Origin of the sequence: Nitrospira moscoviensis (assembly GCF_001273775.1) — a bacterium.
Lineage (GTDB): Bacteria > Nitrospirota > Nitrospiria > Nitrospirales > Nitrospiraceae > Nitrospira_D > Nitrospira_D moscoviensis.
Genome location: NZ_CP011801.1, coordinates 3,316,739 through 3,331,916, shown reverse-complemented (window position 1 = coordinate 3,331,916; position 15,178 = coordinate 3,316,739). Strand labels below are relative to the sequence as shown.

Here is a 15,178-nt window from a genome sequence, read left to right as displayed (position 1 = left end):
AAGAGGCGGAAAAAGCTGTCACAGACAGCGAGACGAGCGAGAGGGGCGGGACGGGCGAGAGGTGAATTCGTCTCGCTTTTCCCGCAAGTCTCGCCCGTCTCGCACCTCTCGCTCTTAGAATCATGTGGCGCCTGCTCTATAACGTCCTGCTGATTCTCGCTTCGCCGGTGGTGATCTGCGTCCTACTGCTGAAGCCCCGCTGCCGGAGAGGACTGCCGCAGAGGCTCGGGTTGGAAGGACGTCTATCTGGTCTATTCGGTCTGTCTCGTCTATCTCGTCTTTCCGATCAACCAGACAGACCAAATAGACCAGACAGACCAGATAGACATGATAGACCAACCATCTGGATCCACGCCGTCTCGCTTGGTGAAGTGGTCGCCGTCACGCCGCTCGTCAAGGCGTTGCGCCAGGCGCATCCCGACTATCGTTACGTGGTGACGACCGTGACGGAGACGGGGCGTGAAGCGGTCGAGCAGCGGCTGGCCGGTATCGCGGAGCATCGCTATGCGCCGCTGGATTTTCCTTGGGCGGTGTCCGGCATGCTGAATCGCCTGCGTCCCGTTCTGTATCTCTTCGTCGAAACCGAGCTCTGGCCGAATCTGTTATGGATGTTGGATACACGGGGGATGCCGGCCGTCCTGGTCAACGGTCGATTGTCGTCCCGCTCGTTCGGGCGGCAAAATGTGCCGGTGCTCCGCTCCTTCTATCGATCGATCGTGGGCACGCTCGCCCTGTGTCTCATGCAATCCAAGCGCGACGCAGAACGAATCGCGGCCTTGGGAGCGCCATCGGAGAGGGTCCATGTGACGGGCAACATCAAGTTCGATCAGCCGATGCCGGCCTTGCCGGTCGATCCGGCATTTCGCCGGGGTCTCGGGCTTTCCGATCACGAGCCGTTGTGGCTGGCCGGCAGCACCCATCCGGGTGAGGAAGAACAACTGGTGAGCGCCTATCGGGGGCTGCTCGCGCGGCATCCCTCCCTGGTCTTGATGCTGGCGCCCCGGCACATCGAGCGGGCCGATCAGGTGGAGTTGATGGTGAAGGGGGCGGGATTGCCCGCGCAGAGGCGGAGCCGGCTCGGCGGCGTCATGGCCGGCCCCCGCGTCATCATTCTGGACACCAGAGGCGAATTGGCCCGCGCCTATCACGAAGCGGCGATCGCCTACGTGGGCGGCACGCTCGTTCCCGTCGGCGGGCATAATCTCCTGGAGCCGGCCGTCTGGGGGAAGCCGGTGCTGTTCGGGCCCCATACGGATCACTGCGCGGAAATCGCCGCGCTCCTCCTCCAGGCGGGGGGCGCTTCACAGGTAGATGGCGCGGACGCGATGATCCGGCATGTTGACGCATGGCTGTCCGATCAGTCGGCCCGGCGGTCTGTCGGGGAGGCCGCCCGCCGGGTCGTCCTCGAGAACCAAGGCGCGCTCGACCGCACTGTACGACTCATCGAATCCTGCCTGACCGCTTCGCCGCTGTGCGCCGCCGGTCCGGTGCGCCCGGTACCTCACTCCGCCGCGGCCAGGTCCTAACATGTCCTTCTTGGAGCCAGGCCGGCCGGCGCGCGCGTGGTTGCGGGGACCGGCTGCGCTCTATGGGGCGGCCGCGCAACTCCGCAACTGGGGCTATGACCGAGGCTGGTTCACCGCCGCCCGGCTGCCGGTCCCCGTCATCAGCGTCGGCAACATGACCGTCGGTGGAACCGGGAAAACGCCGGTCGTTATCCTGTTGGTGGAATGGTTGGAAGCGGAGGGCCGCCGGGTCGCCGTCTTGAGTCGAGGCTACCGGCGGAGCCGTGCAGACGAACGTGTGCTGGTGTCCGACGGGACGAGGCTGCTCGCTGGGCCGCCGGAGGCAGGCGACGAGCCGGTTTTGATCGCCCGTCGGTGTCCGCGGGCGGTCGTGGCGGTGGGGTCGGATCGGGCGGCGCTCGGCCGTTGGGTCCTGGACCGATTCAGCGTGGATTGCGTGGTGCTCGACGACGGCTTCCAGCATCGGGCCCTGCATCGCGACCTGGACATTGTCCTGGTGGACGCGATGGATGCCGGCGGGCTGGAGGCCATGGTGCCGGCGGGACGGCTCCGGGAGCCGCTCAAGGGAGTGACGCGCGCGGACGCCCTCGTCATCACGCGAGCTGACGACAAACAGGAGGTGCAGACCGTCCGGCGCCGTCTCGCGTCGATCCACCGTAGCGAGGCACAGCCGATCGAAGCGGTCTTTCGCCCCCACTGCACGGTATCGGTGCTGGCGGACGAGGTTCGGGCCCTGGACACATGGCGCGGAAAACGGGCCTGGCTGGTCAGCGGCATCGGCAACAGTGCGTCGTTCAACCGGTCTGTCACCGCGCTCGGCCTCGTGGTGTGCGGCGCCGGCACGTTCCGCGACCACTACCGGTATGGCAAGCATGACATCGAGCGGATGAAGGCTGAAGCGAAACGCGCGGGCGCGGATCTGGTGCTGACCACGGAAAAGGATGCTGGTAAACTGGCGCCGCTGCTCGTGGCCGGTGATAACTGGTGGGCGCTGCGCATCGCCACGGTGGTGACGCAGGGTGAGGCCCGTTTGCGGGACTTGGTGTCCCGCGGGGTAGAGGGATAACGAGGGGTAATGGGGTAACGGGGTAGTGGGATAACGGGGTAAGAGGGATAACGGTGCAGCCTCAGCAAACCGAACCGTCTCGGCACTCGGCACTCGGCACTCGGCACTCGATCCGGCGTCTCCTCGTGCGGGCGCCGAACTGGATCGGCGACGCGGTCATCTGCGAGCCGGCCCTGCGAACGCTGCGGACGTTGTTCCCATCGGCCGCGATCACCTTGCTGGCCAAGCCGGCGATCGCGGAGCTGTTCAAGACTCATCCCGGTTTCGATCACATCATCGTGTATGAGGACAAGCGGGTCCATGCCGGCCTCTCCGGAAAGTGGACCTTGGCCGGCCTGCTGCGGCAGCGCCGGTTCGATCTGGCGGTGCTGTTCCAGAATGCGTTCGAAGCGGCTTTCCTCACTTGGCTCGCCGGGATTCCGCGCCGCTACGGCTACGCGACCGACGGCCGGACGTTTTTTCTCACGCAGCCCGTCGCGGTGCCGGACAAGCAGACCTTGGCACATCAGGTCTTGTACTATTGGAACCTCCTCCGTCCGCTCGGGGTGGCGGGAGAGCCACCGGCTCCCACTCTCGCGTTGGCGGCCGACGAAGAACAGCAGATGGCGGTCCGGCTCACGGCGGCCGGGATTGAGCCATCCGATGTGGTGATCGGCATCAATCCCGGATCGACCTATGGCGGCGCGAAGCGCTGGCTGCCGGAGCGGTTCGCGGAGGTGGCGCAACGGCTGAGCCGGCGGATTTCCGAACAGCAGGGACGCCAAGCCGCCGTCATGATTCTTGGGGCCAAGGGAGAAGAAGCCTTGGGCCGCGACATTGCCGATCGGATCGGCGACCGATCGATCGTGATGTCCGGTGCGACGACGATCCGCGAATTGATGGCGGCGACGAAACGCTGTTCGTTGCTCATCACGAACGACACGGGGCCCATGCACATCGCCGCGGCGTTCAGCGTGCCGGTCGTGGCGGTCTTCGGCCCGACCGACTGGCGGACGACCGCCCCCTACGGCCAGGCGCAGGGGATCGTCCGCGAACCGGTGGACTGTGCCCCGTGTCTTCTGCGGGAATGTCCCATCGATCATCGCTGCATGACACGGTTGTCGGTGGAGAAGGTGTACGAGGCTGGTCTATCTCGTCTGTCTGGTCTCTCTGGTCTGTCTCGCCAGGACGGAATAGACCAGACAGACAAAACAGACCAGACAAACCAGACAAACGTTCTCTCCGGTGTCACCATCTTCTTAGATCGCGACGGCACCTTGAATCCCGATCCCGGCTATATCAAGTCGCCGGAGCAGTTTGAGCTATTTCCGGGAGTGCCGGAGGCCTTGGCGAAGCTGAAGAAGGCCGGCGCGCGGCTGATCCTCATCACCAATCAGTCCGGCATCGCCCGCGGCCACCTCTCGGTCGGCGACCTCGAGCGGATTCACGCCAAGTTGGGCCATGTGCTCGAGGCGGCAGGGGCGTCGCTCGACGGCATCTATTTTTGCCCGCACCATCCCGATGACGGGTGCCGCTGTCGCAAGCCGGAGACCGGCATGATCGAACAAGCCGTTCGCGACCATGGGATCGATGTGGCACGGTCCTACGTCATTGGGGATCATGCTCGGGACATCGAGCTGGCAAAGCGAGCCGGCGCACATAGCCTGTTCGTCACGACGGGGAATGAGGCAGCGCACGAGCAAGCTGAGCTGGCGGCCAAAAGGATGACGCCGGACTATGTGGCTGCGTCGCTGGGAGACGCGGCTGTATGGATTTTGTCAAAAGGGAAGAACAGCCATCAGCACTCAGCCGTCGGCTGTCAGTCTGCTCGTGCTGAGACGCTGAATGCTGAAAGCTGATGGCTAACATGCCCGCCGTGCAGCGCATTCTCCTCATCAAACCCAGCTCGCTCGGCGACATCGTGCACACGATGCCGGTCGTCGCCGCGGTGAAGCAACGGTGGCCTGCCGCCCATCTGACCTGGCTCGTCAAGCGGCGGTGGGCCGAGTTGGTGGAGCGGATCGAAGGAGTCGACCGGGTGTGGCCGTTCGACGCGACGCTCGGCGGCGCGCTGCGGGTCCTTCCCGCGCTGCGATCGGAACGCTGGGACCTCGTGCTCGATCTTCAAGGGTTGTTCCGGAGCGCCGTGATCGGCCGGCTCAGCGGAGGAGGGGTCAGAGTGGGGTTTGCCAACGGCCGGGAGGGCAGCCCGTGGTTCTACACCACGCGCGTGCCCGTGCCGACCTCGGAGATGCATGCCGTCGACCGGTATCTGCTGGCGGCGGAAGCGGTGGGCGCAGCGCCCCTCGGAGAACCTCGGTTTCGATTCAAGATAGACGAGCAGGATCAGCGGGTTGTGCGGGAACTGTTGCGGTCCCGAGGGGTCCAGGATCAATCCTGGATCGCCATGCATGTCTCCGCGCGGTGGGAGACCAAACGATGGCCGCTGGAGTCCTTTGCCGCCGTGGCCGATCAGTTGACGAAAGAAGGGCTGGGCCCGCTCGTGGTCATGGGAGGTGAGGGTGAACGGAGCGAAGTGGAGCGGCTCAAAAGGCTCGTCACGAGTTCCGTCATCGATGTGGCGGGCGCGGTGCCGCTCGGGTACCTGCCGGCGTTTCTTTCCAAGGCGGCGGCGATGATCACCAACGATTCGGGTCCGATGCATATCGCCGCGGCGGTCGGCACGCCGGTCGTGGCCCTCTTCGGCCCGACGAGCGTGAGACGGACGGGACCCTACGGGGACCAGCACACCGTGCTGACGCACGAGATATCGTGCCGCCCCTGCTTCAGCCGGATATGCCGAAACGGCGAGCCGCTGGCATGTCTGACGCAGATTACGCCGGCGCGGGTAGTGGACGCCGTGAAGATCCGGCGGCGTATGCGCGGCACGGTGGCGCTCCCATGAAGATCGTGATCTCCGAATCCAGCATGGCGGTCGGCGGCCAGGAGTTGGCGGTGTTGCTGCACGCCGAAGGGCTGCTGAAACGGGGGCACGATCTGCGGCTGATTCTCGAGCCGGGCAGTCCCATCGCGGACATGGCCAGGGAGAAGAAGCTGCCGGTGGAGCTCGTCTCGATGCGCCGCTCCCGCTACCCCGCGGCTATTCTCGCCTTTCGAGCCCTGCTCCGCCGCCATCGGCCGGCCATCGTGCAGCTCAACAGTTCCCGCGACAGCTGGATCGGGTCGCTGGCGGCGCGGCTCGTCTCGCCCCGGCCCAAGCTGATTCGCATCCGCCATATTTCGACGCCGTTGAACCGCACTCTGACGACCCAGCTCCTCTATCGCCGGCTGATCGACATGGTGGTCGTGACGGGCGGGGAGCGGACGAAACGCGACTTGATCGAGCGGGACGGATTGGACCCCGCGCGGGTGGCGGCTTTTCCCATCGGCCTCGACGTGGCCCAGTTCTCGCCCGCTCCGCCTGATCCCGACCTGCGGGATGAGTTGGGCCTGCCGAGAGGCCGGTTGCTGGTGGGGTTGATTTCCTACCTGCGGACGTACAAAGGCCACGAGTATTTCATCGAGGCGGCTGCGCGGATTCTCGCTCGGCGCAAGGATGTGACGTTCCTGATCGTCGGCGAAGGTCCCGAAGAAGCGTCGATCCGCGCCAGAATTGAGGGAACGGGGCATTCCGCCGGCATGAGAATGTTGGGATTCCGAGACGATCTATTGAACGTTTTTCGCTCCCTGGATGTCTTCGCCATTCCATCGGTGGAAGGCGACACGATTCCCCAAGTGCTGATGCAGGCCCTCGCGATGGGCGTTCCGGTGGTCTCGACGACGGTCGGATCCATTCCTGATGTCGTGATCGAAGGGCGAACCGGCTTCGTCGTCCCTCCCCGGGACGCGCAGGCGCTTGCCGAGCGGATTCAGATATTGCTGAACGACCCGTCCCTACGCCGGCGGATGGCGGCCGAAGGGCGGGCCCTGGTCGTCCAGTCCTATTCCATCGACAAGATGCTGGATCGCATGGAAGCGGTCTATCAACAATTAGTAGGGGCGCAGGGAACGTCGTGAAGTATTCCCTCTACGTCATCGCCTATAACGACGAACCCAACATGAAGGCCTGCCTGGAGTCCGTCGCCTGGGCCGACGAACTGATCGTCGTCGATTCCCACAGCACGGACAAGACGGCCGCCATTGCCCGCGAGTTTACCGACAAGGTCTATCAGGTCGATTTCAAGGGCTTCGGGCATCTGCGGAATCAGGCCGTCTCGTTCTGTACGCACGACTGGGTCTTCAGTCTGGACAGCGACGAACGGATGACGCCGGAGCTGCGCGAAGAGATCCGGCTGGTGCTCGATGCAGGTCCGAAAGCCGACGCCTATTTCGTGCCGCGCAAGAACTATTTCCTCGGCCGCTGGATCAAACATTGCGGCTGGTATCCCGACTATCGCCAACCGCAGCTCTTCCGCAAGGGCCGGTTTCGCTATCGCGACGAGGTCGTCCATGAGAGTTTCGATTGCGACGGGCCGGTCGGCTACTTGACCAAGCCGGCCATTCAGATTCCCTTCCGGGACGTGGATCACTTTCTTGCGAAGCACGACCGGTATTCCGATCTCATGGCGCGGCGGATGAAGGAGCAGGGCCGGCGGTTCGCGGCGCATCAATTGGTGACCCATCCCACAGGCACGTTTGTGAAGATGTACCTGCTGCGCCAGGGCTTTCGCGACGGCATGCCCGGGTTGATTCTTTCCGGCCTCTATGCCTATTACACCTTCGTGAAATACGCCAAATTGTGGGAGCAGACGCGGTGACAGGAGGCGTTATGGGACATCCCTCGAAAAAAGAGCCCGGCGCCAAATACACCTGGCAAGACTATTTGACCTGGCCGGAGGATGAACGTTGGGAGGTCATCGACGGCCGGGCCTATGCGATGACACCCTCGCCCAGCTTTGGTCACCAGAGGCTGGCAGGGAATCTTTTCGCAATTTTGCGCGAAAAGTTACGGGGTAAGCGCTGTATCCCGGCAATCGCCCCCCTCGATGTTTATCTTGATGAACATAATTTCGTGCAGCCCGATGTGCTGGTGGTCTGCGATCCGGCCAAAATCAAGGACCGAATCTATGGGGCTCCTGACGTCGTCATCGAGGTGTTGTCTCCCTCAACGGGCCTGAAGGACAAGCGGGAGAAAAAAGCGCTGTACGAACGGTTCAGCGTGCGTGAGTATATCTTGATCCATCCTGAGGAACTGCTGATTGAGCGCTACTGGCTGGACGGCGGGAAATTCCAAGGCCCGGATCTTCTGGGCGCGGGCGAGCGATTGGTGATTCGGGTTTTGGAAGAGCTCGAGATCGCCCTCTGGGAGGTCTTCGACGTCGCGCCGCCGGAACCGGAGAAGGAGCAGGACGGCCAAGCATGAAAGTCAGCGGGTTTACGTTTTGCCGCAACGCGGTGAAGTACGATTATCCGATCGTGGAGTCGATCCGGTCGGCGTTGCCGGTGTGCGACGAGTTCATCGTGAACGTCGGCCGCTGCGACGACGGCACACTGGAATTGATTCGATCCATCGCGGACCCCAAGATCAAGATCGTGGAATCGGTCTGGGATGACTCGCTGCGGAAGGACGGGCTCATCTATTCACAGCAGACGAACATCGCCTTGGCTCAGTGCACGGGCGACTGGGCCTTTTACATCCAAGCCGACGAGGTGGTGCATGAAGATGATCTGCCGATCATCCGGCAATCGATGCAGCGCCATCTTGGCAATCCGGCGGTGAAGGGCTTGTTGTTCCGCTATCTTCACTTCGTGGCCGACTATTGGTCCACCAACCCCTGGTTCTATCACAAGGCCGTTCGCATCATCCGCAACAACGGGGAAGTGGAGTCGTGCGGCGACGCGGTGGGATTTCACTTCAAGCCGACGCAGCGATACCTGCAAAGCGGGCCGAAGGAATGGCTGGCCTCTTCGGGGGCCAGAATGTTCCACTACGGGTGGGTTAAGGACCCGCAGACGCTCTTGAGCAAAAAGCGGGAACAGGCGGATAAGCATCATGGAGACAGCCTCCCGGCCGAGGAAGCCGCGGCGCTGGCTCACCCGACATTCCACTTCGACGATTATGCGATCCTCAAAGAATTTCGTGGTACGCATCCCGGCGTGATGCAGGCGCGGGTGAAGGCGGCGTCGCGGTGGGCTTCTCGAACCTCTCGCTGGCTGAATTGGCGATTTTACCGTGAGGTGGCGCATCGCGGCTATCGGGGGTGAACCTTCTGGCGGAGCGCCATGAAGCAACTGCCGCTTTGGAAGCGCCCGTATGGTGCGCGCCGTATTCTCGATATCGGCGCGGGACACAACCCATATCATGGGGCCACACACCTTCTCGAGATTGACGCCGAGGAAGGCCGGGAGCGAGGGATGCAACGCCTCTGCGTGCCGGAATCCGCCGTTCTTACGATCGGTGATGTCGAAGCCCTGCCGTATCGATCCGCGTCATTCGATTTCGTCTATGCATCGCATATCTTGGAACATGTCGACAACCCGCTCGGGGCCTGTGAGGAGATCATGCGCGTCGGCACCGCCGGCTATGTCGAGACGCCGTCGCCCTTCCTGGAGCAGGGACTTGCAATGCACGATATGCAATCACCTGAGCAGTGGATCCATAAATGGTTCGTGTTTGTGATTGAGGGGAACCGGCTCGTGTTCGAGCCGAAAACCGCTGATGAAGTGGTTCGGTTCTGCTCATGTCGTGCGGGCGAGTTTATGAAGGATTTCTATGCCGGTGTTGATTTCCCGGAAGCGCAGCATTGTTTCCCCGGACGCGCGAAGCGGACGGCTTTGTACTGGCACCGTACCTGGGTTCCTGAAGTCAGGATGACAATGGCCGACTGCCGGAAGACGGGGCGGGAGTGCCGGTTTGTCGGGATGGCGAGAGCCCTCGTGGCAAGCGGCAACGACGTATTCCGTGCGCCGCGATTGCTGCGGCTTCGACGGCGGTTCCCCGACTGCGCTCGAATCTTCCGAGCGCACGGATATCGCTCGTTGTTCATTCACTAAGAGGCCGATATGCCGCTGTCCATCGTGGTGATTACAAAGAATGAGGAGCGGAACATCGACGCGTGCCTCGGGTCCATCCGGTGGGCGGATGAAATCATCGTCGTCGATGCCTGCAGCGACGATAGGACCGTCGATCTGGCGCGTCGATACACCGAGCATGTAGTGGTCAGAGAGTGGCCAGGATTCGGACCACAAAAAAACTTCGCCATGGATCAGGCTACCTCTGAGTGGATTCTGATTGTCGATGCCGACGAGCGTGTGACTGACGTCTTGCGGGACGAAATTCTACGGACGATCGGCGGGACGGTTCCCGACGAGGTCGCCGCGTTCGAAATTCCCAGGAGGAACTTTTTCTATGGGCGGTGGTTGCGCGGGGGAGGGGTCTATCCCGACTATCAAATCCGCCTCCTCCGGCGGGGCGCCGGGCGATATGACGACACGCTCGTGCACGAGCGGCTGAATCTCCACGGCCGGATCTCCCGCCTGACCCAGCCCCTTGACCATTACAGTATCCCGACCGTCGGACACCATTTCCGGAAAATCGCGCGCTATACGACGCTCGCCGCAAGTGAAAAGCTGAAGGCGGAGATCCGCATTTCGCCCGCACAAGTCGCATGGCACCACCTTGGAACATTTCTCAAGGTCTATGGGGTGCGTAAGGGCTATATAGATGGAACGCCGGGCCTCATTGCTGCGCTATTTGCCGCCATGTATACGTTCGTCAAATATGCGAAAGCCTGGGCGCTGGTGGAGCAACGGGGCAAGGGGTAAGGGGCTAGAGGGGTACGGGGGGATGCGCATTGGAATTGATGCCGCGCCGATCGTCGGAGGTGAGGGGGGGGTTGGAACTCACACCACGGAATTGCTCAAGGCCATGGTAAGCCACGACAAGGCGACCGAGTTCTTCGCCTACGTTCCACCGGGAACGGCGGATAGCGTCTTACGCAAAGGAGGCTGGACGTCGTCGCCGAATGTACGGTGGATCGAAGCAGGCCGATGGAAGGTGCCCTGGCGGGCGCGAAAGGACCGCCTCGACCTCTTTCACGGCCCTAACTTCAAAATGCGCGCCGAAGGGCGGTGCGGAGGAATTGTGACCATCCACGACATGTGGCTGGACCGGGCGCCGGAGTATTCCAGGAAGACCTTCGGCCAGCGATGGTCGTTTCAGCGGACCAGGCGGACAGTGTGGCGCGCGAGGAAGGTGGTGACGGTCTCCCGTTTCTCCGCCGGTGAAATAGCGGAGCTCTATAGTTTACCGGCTGAGCGCATCGCCGTTATTCCGAACGGCGTATCGGAGAGTTTCTGGCCGGAGCGGAATGATGAAGCCATGAAGGGACTGCGGCAACGAATCGGTCTCGGGACAGAGGGGTTCATCTTGTTCCTGGGAGGCGCCGACCCCAGGAAGAACCACACCGGCTTTTTAGCTGCTGCGGCCAAGTGCCGCGAGGCATGGAAGGGGCTGTCACTCGTGTTGGTCGGCGACCCAGCGCACAGGTTTGGGAACTATCGGGACACCGCCAAGGCGTATGGGCTGGAGTCCGATATCGTCTGCGCCGGGCGGGTCTCGCCGGACGTGCTTCGGCTACTCTATTCCTATGCGCGCCTCTTCGTGTTTCCGTCACGATACGAGGGCTTCGGGATGCCGGTGCTGGAGGCGATGGCGTGCGGAGCGCCGACCATCACGTCGACGACATCGGCGCTGCCGGAGGTCGCCGGAGGAGCGGCCCTCTTGGCACATCCCGGCGATCCCGAAGAGTTGGCTGGTCTGATGAGCCGCGTGCTGACAGAGGAGCCGCTGCACAAGGATCTCCGCATGAGAGGCTTTGTACGGGCGAAAGAGATGACCTGGCATGCCGCGGCCGTCCAAACGCTGAGCTTGTATCAGGACCTGTGTACCGGGAAGCATGAGTGAGCAGGGTTTATGAGCCTCCGCAATGTTCTGGTCATTAAGCTGCGGTATCTCGGCGACGTATTGCTCGCAACTCCGGCGCTCCGCGCCTTGAAAGCGGCACATCCGCTGGCGCGATTGACGGTGATCGTCAATCGTGGGACTGAAGAGATTCTGATCGGGAATCCCGACGTCGATGAGGTGGTGCCGCTTGAAAAAACCTCGCTCATGGCGCAAATGCGTTTGGTGTCCCGTCTGCGACGTCGACAATTCGACGCGGTTATCGACTTGACGGACGCCGATCGGTCGGCCTTCCTCAGTTGGGCCAGCGGAGCGCGGGTGCGCATCGGGTTCAATGATGAAGGTCGCTGGAGAGGCCGCTGTTATACCGCGGTGGTACGAGGAGGGCCGGACGGGCATCGAATCGAGCGCGATGTGGCGGCGCTCCAACCGTTGGGCATTACGACCCCCGGTGCGATGCCGCGCTTGTGGTTGTCAGCGGACGACGAAAGACGCGCCGACGAGTTGTTGGACCGGCTCGGCGTGCGAATGGATCGGAAAATAGTGATCCTTCAGCCGGGCGCCCGTTACTGGTTTAAGGCTTGGCCCGCCGAGCGGTTTGCCGAGCTGGCCGACCGCCTCATCGCCGAATACGGCTGCCAAATCCTCGTCGGTGGCAGCCGGGGCGAAGGTGATTTGGCGCGGCAGGTGGCCGGATATGCGAAAAGCCGGCTCATTCCAATGACGGACGCATCGGTGAAGCAATTTGCCGCCGTGGCGAAGCGCGCCATACTCTTCATCGGAAATGACAGCGGGGCCATGCATATTGCCGCTGCCGTGGGAACGCCGGTGATTGGACTGTTCGGTCCCTCCAACCCGAGAGAATGGGGGCCGCGAGGGGAACGAGTCAACGTGTTATACAAGGGGCTCGACTGTCGGGCCTGCTTCCACCCGACTTGCACCCGAGGGGAATTGAACTGCATGAGGCAGATCTCGGTCGAGGCGGTCCTGAAGGTTGCAGCCGATATGCTCCGACAAGCGGCTCCAGCGTCTCAGCTGAGGACTCAATAGGACGTGTTCATTCTGTTTCTCGGCGATCAGCACTTCGACTACGTATCGGACCCCCTGTACGTCGGTCTTTCACGGCTGCGTGGAAACGACTGCGTGGTGGATTATCCCTACAAGCGCCTGTATCACGACCCGGAGGCCAGTAATTGGTACATGATTCAGCGGCCCGGTATCCGCTATGGACGTGAGGAGGTGCAGGACCTGCTCGCGCACAAGAAGGTCGATCTGGTCTGCATTGCATCTTTTCGCCCCGATTGTTTAGAAGAAGTCACTCGGCTCTATGGACGTGTACCGTTCCCGCCGGTTGTGTTCATCGACGGCGCCGACGACGCGAACATTCGCCACGATGTGGTCAGCCGCTACCGGCCGGCGCTTTATTTCAAGCGCGATTATATCTGGGGGATGAGAAACTGGTGGCCGGATGTCAGCCGACGGTTCTGGCACTTCAGGGGCGACCGGCAGTTGTTCGATCGGACGATTCCTCTTCCCGTGTCCATTATTCCCGAGATCCTTCCCTCCGTGTCCGCATGCAAAGACATCGACGTCTCGTACACCGGGCGCGTGTCCCATCCGCGCCGGCTCGATGTAACCGGCAAGCTCTCCTCCTTGGCCGGCGTACGTTTCGAGGGCGGGGTCTACGCGGAACCTACCGATCGCCGATCGAAGCTCATCAGGCAAGGCGCGAAACGCTTGTGGGTCAAGCTCACAGACGATGGACCGGTGGATCGAAGCGTGGTGGAAAAGAAAAAGGCTCCCCAGCAGTACTATCAAGAGATCGCGCGGTCCAAGATTGCTGTTCATATCCGAGGGGGAGGGCTCACCCCCTCTCCCCGATATTACGAGATTCCGTTGCTCGGAACCCTGCTTCTGTCGGATACGCCGGAATCCGTGGTTCCCGACAACTTTGAAAACGGCCGGCATGCGGTATTTTTCCGGAACGACCTCAAGGACCTGGAGCCGTTGGTCCGTCACTATCTGAGTGCCGACAACGAACGGGAAGAAATCTCCCGGGCCGGCCGCGAGCATGCGCTCAAGCACCATACCTGCGAGCGACGAGCGGAGTATTTTCTTGACGTCTGCCGGCGGATGATCTAATGGAGTCGGCAACGCGACTCAGGATTACCTTATGAGAAATCGGCCATGGTGAAGCGAATTTGTCTGGTGATTCCACCGTCTCTATTCCTGCTGGACGAACGAGTCTTCATGACCTTGGGAATCCTGAAGGTGGCGGCGGTGCTGGAACAGGCGGGCTTCTACGTCGAACTCCTCGATCTGTCCGGCGTTGAAAACTTCGAGGAGGTGGTTGAGGACCATGCGCGGTCCGGCTCCGTGTCGTGCTACGGCTTGACGGCGACGACGCCGCAGATGCCCGCTGCGACGAAAATCCTCCGCACGCTGCGGCAATATGCCCCCTCCGCTCGCGCAATGCTGGGAGGCCCCCATGCGACGTTGGTCCATGCCGCCTTTCGTCATGAGCAAAAGCGAGGGGTGCAGGGACGCGGGACGCTGGCATTCCAGCAACTGCGGGAGATGTTCGATGTGCTCGTCCTGGGTGACGGCGAATCGGCTGTGTTGCGGGCGGTGAAAGAGCATCCGGAACCGGTCATCGACGCGGACGATCCTCGGTCCGAATTGTTCTTGACCGACCATACTCTGACGGAGTTGCCTTTCCCCGCACGACATCTCGTGGACGTCGAGAGCTACCATTACACGATCGACGGGGAACGGGCGCTGTCTCTGATCGCTCAGCTCGGGTGCCCGTTCGGCTGCGGATTCTGCGGGGGGCGGATGAGCCCGTTTTTGCGGCGCATCCGGATGCGGACGTCCGAAAACATCGTGAAGGAAATTCTCTCCCTCTATGAAACATACGGCGTCAAGGGGTTCATGCTCTACGATGACGAACTGAATGTAAGCCCAAAGTTAGTCGAGCTCATGAACCTTATTGCCAAAACACAGGTGGACCTCGGCGTAGAATTTCGACTGCGTGGATTTATCAAAGCCGAGCTGTTTACCGATGAGCAGGCCGACGCCATGTACCGCGCCGGCTTCCGGTGGATTTTGATCGGTTTTGAATCCGGACATGAGCGCATCCTGACGAACATCCAAAAAAAGGCTTCACTCGCGGACAATACGCGAGCCATGGAGATTGCCAAGCGGCACGGCCTCAAAGTCAAGGCGCTGATGTCTCTCGGTCATCCCGGCGAGTCGGAAGGCACGATCCGCGCAACGAGGGACTGGCTGGTGAGCGTGAAACCGGACGATTTCGACGCGACGGTCATTACCACCTATCCCGGCACTCCGTATTTCGATGAAGCGGTGGAGACCAAGCCGGGCATTTGGACGTATACCTATCCGCGAACCGGGGACCGCCTGCATAGCGTTGAAGTGGATTACCGAGAGGTGGCTGAATACTACAAAGGCGTCCCCGGCGAATACACCTCGTATGTCTATACCGATCACCTCTCGAGCCAAGAACTGGTTCGGCTCAGGGATTGGCTTGAGAACGACGTGCGGGCCACGCTCGAGATTCCCTTCAATGCCGGCGCCCCTGCGTTGCGCTATGAACATTCCATGGGACAAGGCCACATCCCGCCCCGCATTCTTCGCTCGTCCGATCATGCCCTTGATCGAGGAAGGTCGGCATAGTCATTGCGTGGG

General features: G+C 61.9%; 14 protein-coding genes. All 14 read left to right on the top strand.

Translation table 11 applies throughout. The annotated features are described in order from the left end of the window. Positions 1-122: 122 nt before the first annotated feature. From NITMOv2_RS16205 to NITMOv2_RS16140, 14 genes are read left to right on the top strand one after another with little or no spacing between them, the layout of a single operon-like run. Positions 123-1,526, top strand: coding sequence for a 3-deoxy-D-manno-octulosonic acid transferase (locus tag NITMOv2_RS16205; RefSeq protein ID WP_083448121.1), 1,404 nt, complete (start codon positions 123-125; stop codon positions 1,524-1,526). 1 nt (position 1,527) lies between these two features. Beyond that, complete coding sequence (gene lpxK / locus NITMOv2_RS16200) at positions 1,528-2,592, top strand: tetraacyldisaccharide 4'-kinase (protein WP_053380856.1); 1,065 nt, start codon at positions 1,528-1,530, stop codon at positions 2,590-2,592. A gap of 53 nt (positions 2,593-2,645) precedes the next feature. Next, positions 2,646-4,430 carry a lipopolysaccharide heptosyltransferase II gene (gene waaF / locus NITMOv2_RS22920; protein ID WP_083448120.1) on the top strand — a complete coding sequence of 595 codons (1,785 nt, stop codon included), beginning with the start codon at positions 2,646-2,648 and terminating at the stop codon, positions 4,428-4,430. Then, positions 4,430-5,476, top strand: a complete 1,047-nt coding sequence (locus tag NITMOv2_RS16190; protein WP_083448119.1) for a glycosyltransferase family 9 protein — start codon at positions 4,430-4,432, stop codon at positions 5,474-5,476. Before waaF ends, NITMOv2_RS16190 begins: the two co-directional genes overlap by 1 nt. Next, positions 5,473-6,588: a glycosyltransferase gene (locus tag NITMOv2_RS16185; RefSeq protein WP_053380854.1), complete on the top strand. Its 1,116-nt coding sequence runs from the start codon at positions 5,473-5,475 to the stop codon at positions 6,586-6,588. The genes NITMOv2_RS16190 and NITMOv2_RS16185 overlap by 4 nt, the downstream gene beginning before the upstream one ends. After that, positions 6,585-7,328: a glycosyltransferase family 2 protein gene (locus NITMOv2_RS16180; protein ID WP_202967250.1), complete on the top strand. Its 744-nt coding sequence runs from the start codon at positions 6,585-6,587 to the stop codon at positions 7,326-7,328. The genes NITMOv2_RS16185 and NITMOv2_RS16180 overlap by 4 nt, the downstream gene beginning before the upstream one ends. An 11-nt stretch (positions 7,329-7,339) precedes the next feature. Continuing rightward, positions 7,340-7,933, top strand: a complete 594-nt coding sequence (locus NITMOv2_RS16175) for a Uma2 family endonuclease (protein ID WP_053380853.1) — start codon at positions 7,340-7,342, stop codon at positions 7,931-7,933. After that, positions 7,930-8,775, top strand: a complete 846-nt coding sequence (locus NITMOv2_RS16170) for a glycosyltransferase (protein WP_053380852.1) — start codon at positions 7,930-7,932, stop codon at positions 8,773-8,775. The genes NITMOv2_RS16175 and NITMOv2_RS16170 overlap by 4 nt, the downstream gene beginning before the upstream one ends. 18 nt (positions 8,776-8,793) lie before the next feature. Beyond that, positions 8,794-9,564, top strand: a complete 771-nt coding sequence (locus NITMOv2_RS16165) for a methyltransferase domain-containing protein (protein WP_053380851.1) — start codon at positions 8,794-8,796, stop codon at positions 9,562-9,564. 9 nt (positions 9,565-9,573) lie between these two features. Further along, on the top strand, positions 9,574-10,335 hold the full coding sequence (locus tag NITMOv2_RS16160) for a glycosyltransferase family 2 protein (RefSeq protein WP_053380850.1): 762 nt from the start codon (positions 9,574-9,576) through the stop codon (positions 10,333-10,335). A gap of 22 nt (positions 10,336-10,357) precedes the next feature. After that, a complete protein-coding gene (locus NITMOv2_RS16155; protein ID WP_053380849.1) occupies positions 10,358-11,476 on the top strand; it encodes a glycosyltransferase family 4 protein in 1,119 nt (372 codons plus the stop codon). Positions 11,477-11,485: 9 nt separating this feature from the next. After that, positions 11,486-12,523: a putative lipopolysaccharide heptosyltransferase III gene (gene rfaQ / locus NITMOv2_RS16150; RefSeq protein WP_053380848.1), complete on the top strand. Its 1,038-nt coding sequence runs from the start codon at positions 11,486-11,488 to the stop codon at positions 12,521-12,523. Between the two features lie 3 nt (positions 12,524-12,526). Continuing rightward, positions 12,527-13,615, top strand: a complete 1,089-nt coding sequence (locus NITMOv2_RS16145; RefSeq protein ID WP_053380847.1) for a glycosyltransferase family protein — start codon at positions 12,527-12,529, stop codon at positions 13,613-13,615. Between the two features lie 45 nt (positions 13,616-13,660). Beyond that, on the top strand, positions 13,661-15,166 hold the full coding sequence (locus NITMOv2_RS16140; protein WP_053380846.1) for a B12-binding domain-containing radical SAM protein: 1,506 nt from the start codon (positions 13,661-13,663) through the stop codon (positions 15,164-15,166). Positions 15,167-15,178: the final 12 nt, after the last annotated feature.